Source organism: Acinetobacter sp. TGL-Y2, from assembly GCF_001612555.1.
GTDB lineage: Bacteria > Pseudomonadota > Gammaproteobacteria > Pseudomonadales > Moraxellaceae > Acinetobacter.
Genome location: NZ_CP015110.1, coordinates 2,509,930 through 2,529,296 on the forward strand (window position 1 = coordinate 2,509,930; position 19,367 = coordinate 2,529,296).

Genomic DNA, 19,367 nt, shown 5'->3' on the forward strand with positions numbered 1-19,367 from the left:
CGAATAGGTTTTACTAAAATGATTTGAATGAGATTTTCTGCATATTAATCTTAAATAGATCACTGATCTTTATTTTTTAGAAAATATTTGTTATTTCAATACTACGTTTGTTTATGCCACAGATGCTTTTTTAAAGCTCCATTTTCCATATCACCATCCATACTAAATCGGATGAATGGAGCGCATCCTTTGACTACTTAAATTTAAAACGAATCAAATCCTATAGCTCAAAACAATCAACCGATGATGAAGATTTAAGCTGCTCTTACAAGACCCAAGCTCAAGTTAACTCTTATCGTGAGAACAGCTTAATCCAAAATTTTTGAAGCCAGTCGCTGACTGACACGAATTGAAAATTGATCGACCCAACGACTGAAATATTCAGATACCCATAAAGTAAAGCCAATAAATCCAATAGAGGCAACTATGACAGCATATGCATAATCTACACCTACACTTAATAAATAATTAAAAATAGGCAAGCCAATCACATACAGCACAATCAAATGTAATAAATAAATGGAGAAGGATAATTTACCCAACCAAACCAGTACTTGATGATCAAATTGCTTTGAAAGTTTTGGACTCATTAAAATACTATAGACAATGAAAACGCCGCCAAAGAAGTTGCCATATTCATAGGTGCGTTCACCTAAAAGAGCATAAATCCATTGGTACGACCAACTGCTATTGTGTGCGCCTGCCAAATATAAACCGAATAAAAATAGTAAGATAGCGGCAGCATACGGCAGTGTTTTGGCATACAGATAAACATAAACCCCAATCACAAAACTAGAAATACCCAGAAAAAACCCTTCGCCTTTGAGATAAAAAGCCAGCGCAGGCAACACTAAAGAGCCAATAAAAAACAACATGCGCTTCACTCGATACAGATACAACAGTAAAAACAGCACCAACGAGCCAAACAGCTCAATATGCATGGTCCAGAGTACCCAGTTAGTATCACTCTCAGCAAAGAAAAATGAACCAATCAAGCCTTCATAAAGTGCATGTTGCAAACTTATCTCTTGAGTCACATAGGCTTGTAACCACCCATTGGCTTGACTGCTATCCACATAAACCACTTGAAAGATCAGCCAAATGAGCAAACACGAGACCACAGCAGGTATCGCCAAACGTGGATAACGCTTGATCAGCATACTTTTGATTTTGGGCTTAATCTGATCGGGCTTTCTTAAAATTGCATAAGAGAGCACAAAACCGCTCAGTACAAAAAATAAGAACACCGCAGCCGTGCCTGAATACCAAAAGGCAAACGGCGAATGGTGAATAAAATATAGGAGCGCTGAGTCTGTGCTTTCAGTGGCATCAAAATGATGCAAATAAGGAAAGAAACTTAAGCTTAAATGAGAGAACACCACCGCCAAACATGCTAAACCCCGAATACTTTCAGCAGAATTTAATTTAACCATTACGCCTATGTTTCCCTGTCTGCTTAACGAATCTCTTGGATAGATTTAGTAAGCACTTGTATTGCACCAAGAAAAAAAATTCTTGATTTTGAGAGTGGTGCATCATTCTATTTTCACAATTTGACCCGATGCATTGTGGTGTACTGTCACTACCTTTTTCACGCGGGAGCCATGGATCTGTTCAGCGGGCAAGTTAAAATGGCTAGCATAGTCTTGAATACCTTTGACTTGCGCATATTTCACAGATGTGGCGGGAATAAAATTACTCCATAACCACAGCATTAGAGCACAGGCCAAGATGGCAATAAAACCATTTTCCAGTACCCTAAAAAACACCCGCAAAATTTGATCGACTAAATCATGGTCATGATGCTGATCCAATATGCCTAAGCACATCATGAGTGGTTCCCACAACAACAACCATGCGCCCCATAACATAAAGGTACTGGTATTGGTTAAATAGCGTTTTTGCCACGGCAATTGATGTCGAATATCAATAATGATAGATTGAATGTTCACAATATTTTCTCTACGCCCTAGACGTCTTCACGAATACCACGATCTGGGCTAACCCAGCGCGCGCGTTTTTCTGACTGTCTGGACAATACTTTTGGCATGGCAACGATCGTGGCTGAGACAGTAATGATCCAAAACAGGAACGGATACCAAATCATCCAAAAATAGTTTTTTGCTAGCCCTTTTTCATACCGACTGTCCATCCACATGCTAATTGCAAACTGAAACAGACAAGTCGCCCCGATAAAAATACCCGTGCCATAGGGCAAAAAAGGTGAACTGACTTCAGGCAAGCCCATGACTGGAAGCAACCAGCTGACCACCCAAAGAATCACGATAAATAACATTAAATATGACCACAGCAAGGTCAGGCTCATCTCTAACAACAATGGCCACAAAAAATTCAATTTGGGTTTAAACAATACATCTATATTTTTGGTCAGTACCTGCGCCCCACCCATCGCCCAGCGCAAACGCTGTTTCCACAGTCCATGAAGCGTTTCAGGCATCAACACCCAAACAATTGCATTCGGTTCAAATTCAATGTCCCAACCTGCACGCTGTAACTTCCAAGAGATATCGATATCTTCAGTCAGCATGTTGGGTGACCAATACCCCACCTCATGCACAGCACTTTTACGAAAAGCAGTCACCGCGCCAGAGACGGTAAACAAACGCCCAAACGTACGCTGTGCACGTTTAATCATGCCAATAATCGATGAAAACTCACCGACTTGCACTCGTCCCAACAAAGTTGAACGATTGCGTATACGTGGGTTCCCGGTGACCGCAGCCACCGTCGGGTGTTTTTGAAAATGTCGAATCATCCACTGTGCAGCATGGGGATCTAACAGCGCGTCACCATCAATCCCCAGCAAATATTCAGCTTCAGTCATTAAACTGCCCGCTTGCAGTGCCACTGCTTTGCCTTGGTTCTCTGCCAAATGCACCACCCGTAATTTTGGATACTGGGCTGCCATACGGTTCAATACATCAGCGGTATGGTCGGAACTGCCGTCGTTAATTGCGATCACTTCAAAGTTCGGATAGTGTAGCGCCAAGGCCTGACCGACTGTCTCTTCGGCATTGTCCCCTTCATTGAAGCAGGGAATCAGCACCGCCACCCATGGATATTCGCTTAAACTCGGTGGTCTATCATAGGCAGGTTCTTTACGTTCACGTATGCAAAAAATCAATGCCCCGATCATCCACAAATACGACATAAACAGCGGATAATAAAAGATAAAATTTAAAATAGATTGCCAAAATTCTTGAAAAGTTTCCATTATGCGATCATATGCCTCAAGGAACCAAATCAGAAGATTGCGTATCAAAAACAGCTTTTAGTGTTTTGGGGTTTGGATGGTCTTCAATCGGATTGTCTGGGTAGTAACCGACATGGAACGCACCTTGTGCATATAAGGATTTAAAAGTCTCTGCCATTTCTTCAGAAGACACTTTTTCATTTTTGCGCCAATCGATTGCCTGAATCTCAAATACGGTTTTCTTTAAACCATTGGGGTATTTTTCAACACGCGATACTAAGTCTTTAAAAAACTGCTCTGGATTTTCGACCTGCTCCATGTAAGGCATGGCCATAATCGCAGTAAAGTCATAGTTTTCTAAAGAACGCTCTAAAGACTGCGCATACCAATTTTCCGCATAGGCAGACAACGCCACTTGTGCATATAAATTACGTGCTGTCATTAGAAATGGCTGATAATGACGAACCTCATCTGCCAGCTCTAATGCAAAGTCATCAATCGTTTGAGTCTTAAAGGCTGTCCAGCGCTGTAACTTTTTCTCATCGGCACGAATTTCCGCCAATGAGGTTGACAGCCCCTGTTTTCGATAAGCCTGCAAAGCATCGACACTGGCATCCTCATAGTCCGACAGGGTCGCATCATCATGGAAAATAATGCCATTAAATGAAGATGATTTGGCAAGATCTTGATAAATGCCTTTAATTACATTTTGTGCAGGTTTTGAATAGGGACTTAAACGGTGATACCCCATATTTAAATGCTTAGCTTTAACTGCTTGCTGCGTTACCACGATATCTTTTGAGACGGGGTTGTTTTTTGGCAATTCCCATGCATAAACAGGCATCCAAGCGTAAACACGGCTCACTTGGGTGCGGGTTTGAATTTGCCAACTGACGCGGTTAAATAAATCTGTACGCATTGGAATATAACGGTTAGGGAAATACACCAAATCTGCTGAGCCATTGCCATCTGGGTCGGAGAATGCCTGCAAATACACAGTATTTACATTCATCGCTTCAATACGGTCTAACAATATACTTAAGTTACGCTCTTGCTGAACTGGATTTGGATCATAAATATAGTCCAAATCCACATGCATGATTTTTTGTGGACGATGCTGATCTGACCACTGCTTTTGCCGAGATTCGATCTCTTTTTTGAGCTGTACAGTATCTGTATCACTTTGAATCAAAATTCGATTTATCTGTCCAGCTGGGCTATTTTTTTGAGTAGCAATATCATCTAGACTTAAACTGATTGGCATACCGGCTTGCTGTGCCAGTTTCACCGTTTGCTGGTTATAACGACCATAAGGCCACACCATCACACGTGGGGCTTGAATACCATTTTTCTTAAACAGTTGTTTATTTTTAATCAAATCCTGTTGAATACGCTGTGTATAATCACGGTCTGATTCATATTTTTGGGTCGATGCTTGATACAAACGTGTGGTTGCTGCGGGTTGGGTATTGCCTTGCGGATTCCCCACAATGCCATGATGTAAATCATAACTATGACTGCCCACCTCCACTAAGCTGCTCTTTTGCATTTCTTTCAGCTGTTGCCAACTGAGCATCTGCTCGCGAGAAATTTCAGCGTCACCAAATTGAATCTTTTGCTCAGGCTTAGGCGCTAACCATGCACCGACAATTGAAAGTAAAACTGGAATTTTACGCTGCTGAAGAATCGGATATACCGTATGGTAAAACGATTGATAGCCATCATCAAAAGTGAGTAATACAGACTTCTCAGACAGCGCTTTCTTGCCTTTTTGTGCTGCTAAAACCTGATCTACACTGACAAAGTGGTAGCCATTTTTTTGCAGCCAATCCAAATGCGTTTCAAACTGATTCGTTGTAACTGCATATTTAGGAATAAGCGTATTTTTTGTATCAACTACTTCATGGTAGGACAGAACCGTCAAATTTTCGCTGTTGGTTTGAGTCAATTGCAATTGAGATTTATCTTGTGCCATCGCGACCGAATTTAAGCCAGCTCCCACGCATGTCATTGCGATCATGACGCTGAGCTTTAAAAAATGAGATGTCATAATATAAATCCTATCGCCATTTACACAGGTGTAACGACCTGCCGTTCTATTTAAATTGTGGTCAAAAAACACAACTCAATATTAAAAATAATGAACAGTATCAAAAGGCTAGAAATGGCAATATAACGAAATGATGATAAAGGAGATAAAAACGTTATTCAAAGTAGAATAAACAAGTGGAATATTAGAACACTATTCAAACATATATTCTGTGAAGAATTGTGACATTAACACGGTACAATCTTCATATTCATAAGGTTTTTTGGCGACTTTATCGCTGAATCGTCATTTCCTGTGTATAGGTAGACATATTATGATCTATCACACCTAAATCAACGATGATCCACTCAATCTGCACAGAATTTATAGATCTATTTATTTTTTGGCCATAAAAAAGCACTCATCATGAGCGCTTTTTTAGATCACAATTTTACATTCAGAATCATATCATCAAAATGATGACCGCTTAATCACGCGTCTTCACATCAAATAACTCAATTTCAAACACTAAATTTGAGTGTGCTGGAATCACTTTACCCATTTTACGCTCGCCATACGCCAAATGAGAAGGCACCATCAGTTTGCGCTTACCACCGACTTTCATTCCCATAATGCCCTGATCCCAACCCTTAATCACACGGCCAGTACCAATGACGGTTTCAAAGTAGCTGCCACGATCGATTGAAGAATCGAACTTCGTCCCATCTTCAAGCCACCCCGTGTAATGCGTGGTAATCAAAGCACCTTTCACGGCTTCCTTACCCTCACCCAATTTTAAATCAATAATTTCTAATTCTGCGCTCATATTCAACTCCGCGACTTCAACGTTTATCTACAATCAGGTTCAACTGCCGAACTTATTGTAACTGAATCCACTCAATCTCTGCTTGTCCTTGATCTGAAATCAAAGTCCATTCGCCATCCATAATATTCAACTGCAACTGCATGGTGCGTTCACACAAGCCTTGAATTTCAGCTGTGCTTTTTTCAGTCAGTTGCAACACTTGAACATTTTTCAAGGTTTTCAACTTACTGTTGCGCTTGTACCACTCATCTACGCTTGAGCCATAAGTGATGACTACTACTTGTTTACAGCGAGCACTGGCTTTTTTAACTTTGTCCTCATCTGGACTTCCCACTTCAATCCACTTTTCCAGCTGACCGGTTAAGTCTTTTTGCCAAAGTGCAGGCTCATCCGTTTCAAAAAGATCTTTGGTAAATTCTAAACGTTCATCGGCAAAGCGAGCATAGGCAAGGACGCGAACCATTAACCGCTCAATGGTCTCAGATGGATGAAGTGCCATCGTAAATTGGTAGTCACCATATTGGTGTACATCCATATTGGCAATGTTTAAATCTGCCTTGTAAATTGTCGCTTTTAACGCCATAGAAAGTGTCCTCAAATTTGCTGCCTAGCATACTCGATTTTCAAGCAATGCTCTAAAGACAAAATCTATAAATTTGACCCCACCCTATTTCGCTTAATATCAATATCTGGTTTCCATTGAACACGATGATGTTCTTGAATTGAAAACTTGTGGGAAATATAAATGATCTTGATTTCAAAATAAAAAATTTAAGCTTCAGTATCCATACGACAAGCCAGCAACTGGCTTTCGAAATTTTGCCAATCACGTTCCGACTGATAAATGATTTCTATACGGTTATCGATATTTTCTTCAACACCGATATAATTAAATTGTTCGGGATTGAAGTTAAAGGTTTGCCAACCTTGGTTGGTATTAAAAATTGCTTTGATACGAAGCCAGTTTTGCTGTTCACAGAGTAAATCGAGCAAATCTAAAAAATGAAACTGCCAACGTTTGGGAAATTTCCAACCCGCAACGCTATAACATTGTGCTGTTTCTATATAGTGATATGGCAACTGTTTAATCTGAACTGATTCATGATCAAGCAATGTTTTTTGAATTTTCAACAGCGGCTGAATTTTACGTGTTGTACCGCTATAAGCCTGATCAAGCTGTGACATCTCGATTTGACCTTGTACTGCAAATAACCAGTTTTGCGCATAGGCTTGGTACTCTTGCTTTAAATGTTTTAATGCAAGCTCATCCGCCTCAGTCATCAAGTCCACATGCGAGATTACTACAGTCTGTGCCGCTTTTAATTGATCTGCATATAAATGCTGACTGGTCCAACCTTGATCGCTCAATCTAGAACCATCGACCACGGTCACTAAACTGCGCATAGCAATACTCATCTGCCAATGCGGTTCAGTCAATTGTTCGAGCAACTGCGCAGGATGCCCCAAACCTGTAGGTTCAATGAATAATCGATCAGGCTCTACCTCAGCCAATAAACGTGACAAAGCAATTTGCATGGGCAACTGACTGCTACAACATAAACAGCCCCCGAGCAACTCTTTGACTTCATAACCACTTGAGCTTGGCAAGAGCTGCTGATCAATGCCTATTTGCCCAAACTCATTCATCAGCACAGCCCAAACCTCATGCTCTGGTTTTTGACTCAATAATGCTTTAAGTAAAGTGGTTTTCCCCGCCCCTAAAAAGCCAGAAATAATGTGAGTTTTGACAGGTTGTGAAGCAACTAATTTCAAAATAATGGCTCTCGAAGCAGCAATGGATGCAATTGATCGACCGAATTGAGTAGAACTAAACGCGTTCTAGCCTATTGTTAAATGTTCAGCGCTTAAAAACAAGATCAATAGATATTTTAAGCAATGCTTTAACCTATTGGCTGCATCAAAAATTCTAAGTCATTTATATCTATATCAATAACATTATTCCAAGCAGAGTATTCTTAGTTCAGCTCTCATGAAGGTACAGATTTACTTATCTAGTATCTCAATGAACTTATCTATAAAGATTCACAACTCCAATCGTAATTTATGACTCCTTACACCTGTATTGTTTTCACTTGGTAACTTTATCGATTGAATTTCAGTCAAATCGACATATTTGCATACACTTCAAAGGTCTAAAACCTATACTTTTTTCACATAATTTAAACATAAAGTTATGCTTTGTTCAGATTACGTAACTCAGACTGTTTCGCTTTGTTGATAAGGTTGCTCCCACAACCATCTGGCTTTAGCATGATTTTCGTTGTCTCTGTTTGCTTATTTGCTACATGCATTCAGATTTTATGTTTAATTCAATTTTTAGTTCAGGGTTGTTTAACGATTTTTAAAATATGTTCAATTGCTACTGAAAATATTCTAAAGAAAATGATCAACCCATCATTTAATGAAAAAGGATGCCATCTCATGAATTTAGTTAAAACATTACTTGCAACAACTCTTGCGCTCAGTGCTTTTTCAACATTTGCTGCAACAAGCAAAGAAGAGAAAAAAGATCATCAGGTGATCACGTCTTCTCAAGAGCAACCTGTTAATGCTGAAACTTCTGCAGTAGGACAACCCACTACCACACAACCAGCGACTGAAGCTGCGGCGGATGAATCTTCTTCAAGCACACCAACGACGGTTCAACCAGCACAATAATGCTGTTATATGAACATTCAAATTAAGTCATTGAAAGCGATCTAACATCTCATTTTTCATGTCACTTTTAATGTCTAAAAATAGAGCCCTGCTATGGCTCTATTTTTTTATGCGTGTCTTTTAAATTTTCAAATGAAATACATCGCAGCTAAACGAGAGTCTTTTTGACCTCTTTTGCTTTTCCATTAAAAATAGCGACATAATAATATGGACAAAAAACAGTATTTTATATAAGTGAATGATAACTCACATATAAAATTCAAAAGGCAAGTTAGTTGCTCTATAAGAAGAGGCCTAGGTAGAGGCTTCTTATAGAGAATTTGTTGATTTTAGAGGGAGAAGGAACTTTCATGGGTCATTCAAATACCCATTCATGATCATTTTTAACTTATGAAAGAGGTCTAATCTTTAGACATTAAAAAAGACCGCTATTGCGATCTTTTTATCATCTTCTAAAAAATAGTCTAAACCGACTTTTTATAAATGCTGCATGAAGGATGATGATTTTCATTTAAACGGGCAATTTTACGATGCTCGGCTGCTTCAAAGCGGCAACGTTTCCAATCATTGTCTAAGTTTAAAGCTGGAATTTGTTTAGGTTTGCCATTTTCATCTACGGCCACCATGGTGAAATAACAGCTGTTGGTATGGCGCACTGTACGCTTTTGAATATTTTGCGCTTCAACGCGAATACCAATTTCCATTGAAGTGCGCCCCACATGGTTCACACTGGCAAGAAAAGTCACCAATTCGCCGACATGAATCGGCTCTTTAAAATTCACTTTATCTACAGACAACGTCACCACATAGGATCCCGAATAACGACTCGCACACGCATAAGCCACTTGATCGAGCAATTTTAAAATTGTTCCACCATGGACATTTCCTGAGAAATTGGCCATATCAGGCGTCATTAATACAGACATCGTTAATTCTGACTGATCGTCAGCAAGTGGTGGCACTTGATCAAATGAAGACATAAAGCTGTAGACTCAAATATGATTAAGACAGGAGATTTTATATGCATATTATAACTTCATTTTGCATAGAAAATGTTGAATTAAGCAATCTTAATTACTTTTAAATCACAGATCTAAGTTGCAATGCTTAAGTCCAAAAATGATGATCAGTTAATCACAACTCACAGCCTCAGCTAACTCCACCAACTGCAACATTTCTGCGGAGACATGATCAAATTTCAACATATTTGAATCTGAACCCTTTACTTGAATCTCAAAAGTTCGATCAAGATTAATATGTATAATTTCAAAGGTAATTCCTGAATTTGATGTCAAATACACCTGTTGCCCGACACGAAATAAAGATATTTTCTAAATCCTACTATTATTTTGATTATCAGCATTACTATACGCATCTTCAGGATACGTATACTTTTATGTGGATTCAAAATATACCAAATGATAAACACAAACCAATGATATAATATATTTTATAACTATAAGAAATATCTTTTTAAGTATTTTACAATTAAGAAATGGTTTTAGCTTGAATCGTCAAATAGCTAGACAAATTTAACATACTGACTCATGCCTTTACCACGGCGACTGAATCAACAAACAGATTTGATCTATTTCATTCCCTTGTTCTGTATCTCATCATTCTGTACGGAAAAATGTATCTGTTTATACACTGGGTTGGTCTTCACTAAATTTTGAATCTTGTCTATTTGCTCCATCGTTGCCTGTGCCCCTGCATCAATCGTCATTTGACGACCTTTCACTTCAAAAATATGAGCTTTTTCACGCAAATCTGGTTGAATCACGATATCTGCATTTTTTAATTCTTCAGCCGCCAATTTGTTTTGCATAATATTAATATTCTGGTTAAACATACCCCATACATTGCTGGTTTCAGTGTGTACGGGCTGCGCCAAAATATCTACTGCAATCACAATATCTGCACCCAATTCACGTGCAACATTCACAGGGACTGGACTGACCAAGCCACCATCTACATATTCCGTGCCTGCAATCGTGACCGGAATAAACATACTCGGAATGGAAATAGAGGCACGTACCGCCTGACCTGTACTGCCTTGATTAAATACGACCTTGTTACCTTGTTTGAGCTCTGTGGCGACCACAAACATCGGGATTTTCATTTTCTCTAAGGGCAATTGATTCACCTGTTGATTGACATAATTTTCAACCTTGCTACCGTCAAAGAAACCTTGTAAACCAATGTTAAACTCACGAACATCATTCACTTGCATATCTAAAGCGATTTGCTTTAATTGGGCTGCCGACTTACCACTGGCATAGATCGAACCTACAATACTGCCTGCACTGGTTCCCACGATAAAGTCGGGTTTAATCCCTCTTTGTTCCAGAACTTGAATTACTCCAATATGCGCATATCCACGCGCACCACCACTGCCTAGAACCAAAGCCAGCACAGGTTTATTATGCTGCTGCTTTTTAAAAGCGGTGTAATCAATTTGAGAACGAGCATCGCTGAGGGTGTGAACCAAGCTTTGCTCTGCTTTTAAAGGCATCTGTTGACAGGCAACCAGTGTAAAACTTAAGCATAAGCTGAACGTCTTTAAAAGATTCATAAATTGAATGTATATGGTGTTGAAGTGATGACTATCAAATCACACTTGAACTTGAAATACTGTATGAAATATTTACGGCAAATGCAGGCTTGTGAATGAATTATGAATACACGCGCATTTCAATACCCCGTCAATAATTTTGATAATCAACCCAATAAAAAAGCCCCAGATCAACTGGGGCTTTTCGGATTAATTTAAATTAACCAAAGATTTTCAAGATACCTTGAATCACGACCACGTTTACCAGATCGATAAAGAATGCACCAACCAAAGGTACGATCAAGAACGCTTTGTGAGATGGACCGTACATATTGGTAATCGCTTGCATGTTTGCAATTGCGTTTGGCGTTGCCCCCATACCGAAACCACATAAACCTGATGCCAATACCGCAGAATCATAGTTTTTACCCATGACGCGGAATGAAATATAAACTGCGAAAATCCACATTGCGATTGACTGTGCCAACAACAAAATAATCATTGGAATTGCAAGGTCAGCCAACTGCCATAATTTTAAAGAAACCAAAGCCATCGCTAAAAATAATGCTAATGCAGTATTACCAAATACATCAATTGAACGATCGAAAATTTCGAGTTTGAAACCTGTTTCTAAAATATTACGCAGTAAAATACCACCGGCCAATGCCCATACAAATGTAGGCAATTCAAATGCTGTACCTATCGTAAGGTTTTTCATCACTTCTGCAAAACCAAGTGCAAAAGCAAACATCCCTAATGTGGTAATCGCATTATCCGCTGTAATTAAACGGACCTTTTGCGGTGCTTCAAATGCATATTCTTTATCTGTTAATGGTGTTGCATCGCTTTCTAAACGTGCTTCAGGGTTTAAAGGTGAAGCCAATTTATGTTTGCGAATGAGGTAGCGCGCTAATGGCCCACCCATCAGCCCCCCCACAACCATACCAAAGGTTGCACTGGCGATACCCATCGGTAACGCACCTTCTACGCCATATTTTGCTTCGAAAATTGGACCCCAAGCACCTGCAGTACCTAAACCACCCACTAAAGCGATAGAACCTGCAATCACCCCCATCAATGGATCTAGCCCAACCATTGAAGCAACAGCCATACCCACGCCATTTTGAATCAATACAAATACTGAAATCGCAAGTAAAAAGATCACCAGCGGTCGACCACCTTCTTTAAGCTTAGCGAAGTTTGCACTTAAACCGATTGAGGCAAAAAACATTAACATAAACACATCTTGCATCGGCTTATTCACCGTGATGGTCATGCTCAAGAATTGATGTGCAAAATAAAAGATAATTGCGCCAACTAAACCACCAGCAACTGGTTCAGGAATATTATATTTATTTAAAAACGGTATATGCTTATTCAGGATACGCCCTACATAAAGGACGACCACTGCGAGCAATAACGTATAGGTCGGATTTAATACATAATCCATAATTAAACTTCCTAATTTAATGTTCTGCTTATTTTAATTAAAAAGATTGATTTTCTAATATGAACTTCAAACTTCAACGTAATATCTGATGGTATTCCATTCGCCATACCATCAAAGCATGCGTTAGCTTAAATACATACTAATTGTGAAAACGATCAACATTCAATCTTGTTAATAAAAAACCTACATCACATCCATGCAAAATGAATTGATAAAAAACCAGTTAGCATATTTGATTATCTAACCTACAAATTTTACGCATAAAGTTATGGCAACATAAAATTTTCTTTGCTTTGACCAAGCACTCGTTCAATTCCATTTACGCTCAAATCCAGCTTGAAATTACAACTGATCACGTTCAGAAGTTTGGGAGACGCCATTCTCAAGAGCGTAATTATGCAGATTTTTGACAAAAAATCTCCTGATTTTGTATTTTTATTATCAATATGGTTCAAACTTTGATCTAACATGGTTTTCCAATAAAAAATCTCAACATAAACGATGTATAAAAAAGAGCCTTAAAGGCTCTTTTTTAAATCATGTCTACAACTGATTAGAAGTTGTATTTCGCCATTAAACCAACACGGTTGTCTTTAAAGCTTGCACCGCTAAAAGTTTCGCGCTTACCGTTTACATATTCCACACCCAGATCAATAGGTTTAACTGGAGAGTAAATCAAGTTAATCCACGCTTGTTGCACTTTTTCATTTGCCGAAGTGTTTAAACTCGCATAATCCGTACCATCATCAGCAAATAATGCACCATACGCTAAAGTCGAACGTAAGTTCGGTAGGATTTTATAGGTCGCCCCAACTTGCAGCCCCATAAACTCATTTTGTTCAATTTCGCCATCAGTTACGCTGTATGCAGAATTGGCACCATACAGATAGTTACTGTTACCTTTCACGTAAGATACATCTGCAGAGACTTTAAGTGGATCAGATACTTGATAGTTTGCACCAGCTGCGACGCCCCAGCCCGTTTGTTTATCATTCGCTGTCTCTGATTTATAGTTTTCAACCAAAGCACGAGCAGATGCACTACCCTTACCTTCAGCAAAACCTTGGGTCACTTTAGCGGTTAAATTTGGAAGGCTGTATTTAAGTCCCGCACCCGTGCTATTACCTTCTTCAGCAGAAACCAATAACTGCGTATCAGGTGCAAGTTTATATGAATAACGTACTTGTGGAATACGTGCCGTACCACCGCCAACGTTGGTACCGAAGTCGATCATTTCTGGTGCATGGTTAGACAAGAAGTTTGATGTGGTTTGACCAAATAGCCAGTTATTTAAGGTTAAGTAAGCGTGACGTAAACGAAATTGCTCTGCATCCCCGCCAGCGAAGTCCGCTTCAACCTTACCGCCGACATCTGCACCTTCAATCGTAGTTTTAAAATCTAAACCAATACGCGTTGTTTTCGCAGTCGCACGTAGTTTGTCTTGCGCAGCTCCTGTACTGGTATGCACATTGTTGAAGTCGTTATCCGCACCTTCAATGATATAGTTGGCATCACCACGAGCGAAACCATATAGGTTTACACTTGCGCCTGCTTTTGTTTTAAGCGCCGGGGCAGCCGCTGGTGCAGCTACAGCATTCACTTGAGCCAATTGAACTTGTTGCTGTTGTTGTACCTGTTGTTGCTGTTGAATCAACGACTTTAATGCTTCAACTTCTTGGCGAAGTTGCTGAATTTCTTCTTTCTCTGTTGCAGCATGCACTGAGCTCATCATCACTGCGGTAACGGCAACGGCTAAGCTTTTCTTCAAAATAGCTTGACGACGAATAAACTGATTCATAAAGAACTCCAAAATTGTAATTAAGCTGCATCCGTGCATTTAGGTATTATCAATTTTGATCTCAACCTTAACCTTTGTTTAATTAAAAAATTGAAAAATTCTAATAAAACAACGCACTCAACTGCATATAGAAAATATTCTGTTAAAAACACTCAACAAGTAACATAATGTGTAAAACCACATTACTTAATCTAACAATTTCTTCACAATAAGAAAATATATTTTATTCTTAAATACCAATTCCTCGAACACAATTTTTGATTACTATTTCAAAAAATCTTATATATCTTAAGCTTACAAATTACTTTTCTTAAAAAATGCGAGTGATATACGACTATCGTATATAGTTAAAGTTTACAAAAATCTCATTTTATAGGAAGGATTATGCATTTAAAGCAAGTTCATTGACTTGATCAAGCTATAGATATCTCGCCAATCTATTCATGCACTTTTAGATAAACCTATGGCAACTCAGATCATTAACAATATTTTAAGCATATCCGCGCGTGCGCCTTCTGGTACCATCACCTCGCTCTGGAAAATCTATGTGATCACGGGTCAAAAACAACAAGAATGAATCTCCCAAGTCCGCACCGCTCGAATAAAATCCGTAAAAGACCCTAAATGCATAGCACAGTACATCGAAACCTTTGCCTATAATCCTAAGTATAAGGTCTTTCTCTTTGTATTGAGCGTCGCCATGAACATAGTGGCGAGCTTTATGGTTGATTGGGGATTCAAACAGGCGAAAAAGAGAAAATGGCAGCACAGCATCGCAGAAGTGATCAATGGTTGGATGTGGCGTGCCTGTTGGTCGATTTTTCAGTGTAGATAAAGCCCTGAGCAGTGGATCGAAAATAGATACCACTATACGCATGCAAAATATCATGATTGCCACCAAAGCTCGGGGTTTATATATCTGCCCGCAAGCGGTATAGAGTCATTTCCATTCGATTTTGCTTATTGTATTGGAAGCAAACAATTATGAAGAACTGATTTGTGGCATGGCTTAAATTTATGCAGAGCCAAATCACATTGGAAATCGTTTTAAAACTCAACGCGAAGCTGTTGAAAAATTTTCAGTATTTTGAAATGAGTCATGAAATTACGTTCTAGTCAAAAAGCGAATCAACAAACCAGTCTGATGTATTTGTTGATTCGCTTTTTGACGCCTGGTTAACTGCTTTGGGGCTTCTGCTCACGAGCCAAGTTTAAAATCGCCATAAAACCTAAGCAGATAAAAAATAGCATGAGTATGCCCATATTCATGACTGCATTCCCCCAGAGGAAATTTAAAGCGACCCCGCCCAACAAACCACAGCTAAATTGAGCACTGCCCATAATGGCACTTGCAGTACCCGCTCTTGCGCCTTGTTTGGACATGGCAAGTGCCATCGCATTCGGTCCCGTCAAACCAATGCCTGATATGGTCATAAACAGTCCTAGCATGAGGAACCACAGTGGCGCATAACTGATTAACCCCGCGCTCACAATAATCACTGCGCCTGTCAGTTGAAGCATTCCACCCATTTTAAGACGCTGCAGCACACTGACTTTTTTCGCTAAATATTTATTTAAAGAGGACATGACCATAATGCCAAACGCATTAAATCCAAAGGCATAGGCAAATGCTTGCTGGCTCATGCCATATTCGCCCATAAATACCGCAGAAGCTGAACTGATATAACAAAATAAAGCTGCACCCGTCAGACAACCTGCGAGCATGGGTATGCGAAAACTACGGTCTTGAATAATTGACCCATAAAGCAATAAGACTTGCTTAAAGCTCAGTTTTAGACGGCGATCAACACTCAGTGTTTCATCAAAAAAGAAATGCACACAGATCAAACAAAACAGTCCAATTGTCATTAAAGTGATAAATACCGCCTGCCAAGGAAAAAATTGCAGAATGACCGCGCCAAATATAGGCGCCAAAATCGGCGCGAGTCCCATCACAATCATCATGCTTGAAAATGCCTGCGCTGAACCTTGCAAATCTAAGCGATCTCGTATAGCCGCTCTTGCAATCACCACACCGACACAACCACCGAGTGCTTGTAATACACGTGCTGCAATTAAAGCCCAATCATTGGGTGCGACCACACAGAGTAAACTGGCAAAGGCATATAGACCTAAACCCCAGTACAATGGTTTTTTGCGACCAATCCGATCACTTAAAGGTCCATAGAACAGTTGTCCCAGTGCTAAACCGAGAAAGTAGGCAGGTAAGGTATTGGCTATTTGCTGTGTGCTCACTGCAAAATCATCTGCCATTTGTGGCAAAGCAGGCAAATACATGTCAATGGATAAAGGACCGAGCGAGGTCAATAACGCCAGTAAAATAATCCAACTATTGGCATATTGCTGTCGAGATTGCGGTTCAGACATACAGGTTCTAATTCAAAAGGCTGAGTTATGATCAGTTTATACCGAGGATCAGATAAATTAATCATATAACAAGTGAATATTCACGAATTAATAAGACTATAATTCGCCACAAAAGAAAACGTGGTTAAGGATCTGTTTTGAATACTTGGTGGATGAAGCTTAAGAAAGCAACCTACAACACCACATTTCTGTACACCATACGTATGATCATTATCTTTGGGGGTACAGCATTTGTCCCCTATCTGATGGGTCATCAGATCTTAACCATTCCGCTTTCTTTGGCTGTGGTGGCAGCAGGTCTTGGCGATATCGATGATCGCTTTTCGGTCAGAATCATGAACATGATTTATACCTACATTGGCTTTTTCATTACCGCAACTGCCGTACAGCTACTCTCTCCCTATCCGATTGTTTTCGCTGGTGGTCTGATCGTTGCCTGCATTGGCTGGATTTTACTGGGATCGCTCGGACGACGTTACGCCTCTATTTCCTATGGGTGTTTGGTGGTAACCGTCTATGCAATGTTGGGCGTCCACCTGTTTGAACCATGGTATGTGCAACCTGTGTTACTCGTCTGTGGCGCTGCATGGTACGGACTGATCTCTACGATTTTCTTTTTACTTTTTCCTATTCGCCGGGTTCAAGACCAACTTTCACATTGTTATTCGTCACTTGCAGATGTGTTATTTGCAAAATCAAATCTGTTCGATGTAGAAATGACCACTCAAAGCTACCAGCGCAGTATGATTGCGCTCTCTATGGAAAATAGCCATTTGGTTGGCATGTTCAATGAAATGCGCTCAATGTTACTCACGCGTTTAAAGGGCGATCGCGGGAGACGGGAAACACGGCGGAGCTTACAATACTATTTTGTGGCTCAGGATATTCATGAACGTGCCAATTCTTCTCATTTTGACCACTTAAAACTTACCAAAATATTTGAACATAGCGACATTATGTTTCGCTTCCAACGAGTGATTTCTTTACAAGCCAAAGCCTGTAAGGACCTAAGTGAAAGTATTTTAGAAGGTCGTGGTTATGAGCACTCGCAGAATTTCGAACAAAAATTTCAAAATCTGAGAATTTCTTTAGAAAAATTACATGATTATCCAGATTATCACTACAGCTGGATCAATGCTTTATTTTCCCTCTATCACAACTTAAAAGCGATAGATGCGCAGCTCAGCAATATTGATACTGAACGACATATTCAACATGAACAACAGCTCCCGATTTACCATCAATTAAATGACGATGACCTCAAAGGTTGGTCAGATATTGTAGTTCGAGTGAGACAAAACCTCACACCCGAATCCATTTTATTCCGTCATGCCATTCGCTTATCGACTGTTTTATTTGTCGGTTATATTTTGGTCGAAATTACAGATATTCCCTCTGGATTTTGGATTTTGCTGACTTCGGTCTTTGTCTGCTTACCCAATTTTAATGCCACTAAGCGTCGTATGTATTTGCGTATATTAGGTACCTTTATTGGGATTATTGTCGGCTACTTGGTGCTTTACTTTGTGCCGTCTCTTATAGGTCAACTCCTCATACTGACTGTCTGCGGTGCGTTATTTTTGGTTCTACGCAGCAAACAATATGCACAAGCGACCGCTTTCATTACGATCTTAGCGTTGATTAATTTCAACTTTGATGGCGTGGGTTATGAGGCCGCTATTCCAAGACTGATCGATACGATTATTGGTTGTTTTTTGGCATGGCTTGGGATTACCTTCATTTTCCCAGATTGGAAATTCCGAAATTTACCGCGAACCATTCAACGCTCTCTTGAAGCACAGGTCAACTATTTGGCCGAAGTGGTTACGCAGTATCACCACGGACGCAATAACAGTTTAAATTATCGTTTGGTGAGACGTGCTGCCAACAATATTGATGCAGAAATTGCCTCACTCATTTCGACTTTAGAAACTGAGCCGGATTATGACCCTGTTCAAAAAGAAATGGCTTTTGAATTTTTATGTTTAAGCCATACATTTTTGAGTTATATCGCGGCCTTAGGTGCACATCGTGAGCAAATTCACGATATTGAAATGCTCGATTTACTCGACCATGTGCTCGATGATATTCGCGCGACACTACTGTTCAATAAAATGCATGATTTAGCTACAGATGAAGTTTTAATTTCCGTGCAGCAGAGGTTTAACTTGATTGAAAATAATGATCAGAATGAAGCATCGAAATTTTCTGTCATTATTCAGCAGCTCACGCTCATGTTAAGTACGCTACAACAATTGCATTGTTTAAAAGAACAGCTTAGCGGTGAAAAAAGTATTTAACTTAAAAAGCCCTTTCCAATAGACAATTAAATAAGCAAGAATAGTGCAATTGTATAATCGAAATCACATCAATCTAACTGTTCTGATTGTTATTAAATCGATGGTTATTGAATTAATTGTTATCGAATC

At 39.5% G+C, this 19,367-nt stretch carries 15 protein-coding genes and 1 pseudogene; 3 read left to right on the forward strand and 13 right to left on the reverse strand.

Going from position 1 to position 19,367, the window contains the following annotated elements; translation table 11 throughout:
- Positions 1-308: 308 nt before the first annotated feature.
- The 7 genes from AMD27_RS11935 to AMD27_RS11965 all read right to left on the reverse strand — a co-directional run bounded on the left by AMD27_RS11935 (position 309) and on the right by AMD27_RS11965 (position 7,842).
- Positions 309-1,433 carry an acyltransferase family protein gene (locus tag AMD27_RS11935; RefSeq protein ID WP_067660836.1) on the reverse strand — a complete coding sequence of 375 codons (1,125 nt, stop codon included), beginning with the start codon at positions 1,431-1,433 and terminating at the stop codon, positions 309-311.
- 102 nt (positions 1,434-1,535) lie between these two features.
- Positions 1,536-1,952 carry a poly-beta-1,6-N-acetyl-D-glucosamine biosynthesis protein PgaD gene (gene pgaD / locus AMD27_RS11940; RefSeq protein WP_067660839.1) on the reverse strand — a complete coding sequence of 139 codons (417 nt, stop codon included), beginning with the start codon at positions 1,950-1,952 and terminating at the stop codon, positions 1,536-1,538.
- Positions 1,953-1,969: 17 nt separating this feature from the next.
- Positions 1,970-3,235, reverse strand: coding sequence for a poly-beta-1,6-N-acetyl-D-glucosamine synthase (gene pgaC, locus AMD27_RS11945; protein ID WP_067660842.1), 1,266 nt, complete (start codon positions 3,233-3,235; stop codon positions 1,970-1,972).
- Positions 3,236-3,251: 16 nt separating this feature from the next.
- A complete protein-coding gene (gene pgaB / locus AMD27_RS11950) occupies positions 3,252-5,264 on the reverse strand; it encodes a poly-beta-1,6-N-acetyl-D-glucosamine N-deacetylase PgaB (RefSeq protein ID WP_067660845.1) in 2,013 nt (670 codons plus the stop codon).
- 466 nt (positions 5,265-5,730) lie between these two features.
- Positions 5,731-6,069 (reverse strand): FKBP-type peptidyl-prolyl cis-trans isomerase, encoded by a 339-nt coding sequence (locus AMD27_RS11955; protein WP_067660848.1) that lies wholly within the window; start codon positions 6,067-6,069, stop codon positions 5,731-5,733.
- A gap of 52 nt (positions 6,070-6,121) precedes the next feature.
- On the reverse strand, positions 6,122-6,652 hold the full coding sequence (locus AMD27_RS11960; RefSeq protein WP_067660852.1) for a YaeQ family protein: 531 nt from the start codon (positions 6,650-6,652) through the stop codon (positions 6,122-6,124).
- 188 nt (positions 6,653-6,840) lie between these two features.
- Positions 6,841-7,842 carry a CobW family GTP-binding protein gene (locus AMD27_RS11965; protein ID WP_067660855.1) on the reverse strand — a complete coding sequence of 334 codons (1,002 nt, stop codon included), beginning with the start codon at positions 7,840-7,842 and terminating at the stop codon, positions 6,841-6,843.
- Positions 7,843-8,511: 669 nt separating this feature from the next.
- Between AMD27_RS11965 and AMD27_RS11970 the strand changes: the two genes are divergently transcribed.
- Entirely contained in the window at positions 8,512-8,748 is a 237-nt protein-coding gene (locus tag AMD27_RS11970; protein ID WP_067660858.1) for a hypothetical protein, read from the forward strand.
- Between the two features lie 464 nt (positions 8,749-9,212).
- On the opposite strand, the gene AMD27_RS11975 is transcribed toward AMD27_RS11970, so the two are convergent.
- The 5 genes from AMD27_RS11975 to AMD27_RS11995 all read right to left on the reverse strand — a co-directional run bounded on the left by AMD27_RS11975 (position 9,213) and on the right by AMD27_RS11995 (position 14,550).
- The gene (locus tag AMD27_RS11975; RefSeq protein ID WP_067660861.1) at positions 9,213-9,728 is read right to left on the reverse strand and encodes an acyl-CoA thioesterase; all 516 of its coding nucleotides are present in this window, start codon (positions 9,726-9,728) and stop codon (positions 9,213-9,215) included.
- 608 nt (positions 9,729-10,336) lie between these two features.
- A complete protein-coding gene (locus AMD27_RS11980) occupies positions 10,337-11,323 on the reverse strand; it encodes a patatin-like phospholipase family protein (RefSeq protein ID WP_067660864.1) in 987 nt (328 codons plus the stop codon).
- A gap of 199 nt (positions 11,324-11,522) precedes the next feature.
- Positions 11,523-12,752, reverse strand: a complete 1,230-nt coding sequence (gltS, locus tag AMD27_RS11985) for a sodium/glutamate symporter (protein ID WP_067660867.1) — start codon at positions 12,750-12,752, stop codon at positions 11,523-11,525.
- Positions 12,753-13,018: 266 nt separating this feature from the next.
- Positions 13,019-13,222, reverse strand: coding sequence for a hypothetical protein (locus AMD27_RS11990; RefSeq protein WP_067660870.1), 204 nt, complete (start codon positions 13,220-13,222; stop codon positions 13,019-13,021).
- Between the two features lie 83 nt (positions 13,223-13,305).
- Complete coding sequence (locus tag AMD27_RS11995; protein ID WP_067660872.1) at positions 13,306-14,550, reverse strand: DcaP family trimeric outer membrane transporter; 1,245 nt, start codon at positions 14,548-14,550, stop codon at positions 13,306-13,308.
- 424 nt (positions 14,551-14,974) lie between these two features.
- Between AMD27_RS11995 and AMD27_RS12000 the strand changes: the two are divergent.
- A pseudogene (locus tag AMD27_RS12000) lies at positions 14,975-15,641 on the forward strand (nitroreductase family protein).
- An 85-nt stretch (positions 15,642-15,726) separates the two neighbouring features.
- On the opposite strand, the gene AMD27_RS12005 reads toward AMD27_RS12000, so the two are convergent.
- Positions 15,727-16,938, reverse strand: a complete 1,212-nt coding sequence (locus AMD27_RS12005) for a multidrug effflux MFS transporter (protein WP_067660876.1) — start codon at positions 16,936-16,938, stop codon at positions 15,727-15,729.
- A 137-nt stretch (positions 16,939-17,075) separates the two neighbouring features.
- Here AMD27_RS12005 and yccS point away from each other — a divergent pair, with 137 nt between their 5' ends.
- Positions 17,076-19,238 (forward strand): YccS family putative transporter, encoded by a 2,163-nt coding sequence (gene yccS / locus AMD27_RS12010; RefSeq protein WP_150115776.1) that lies wholly within the window; start codon positions 17,076-17,078, stop codon positions 19,236-19,238.
- Positions 19,239-19,367 lie beyond the last annotated feature (129 nt).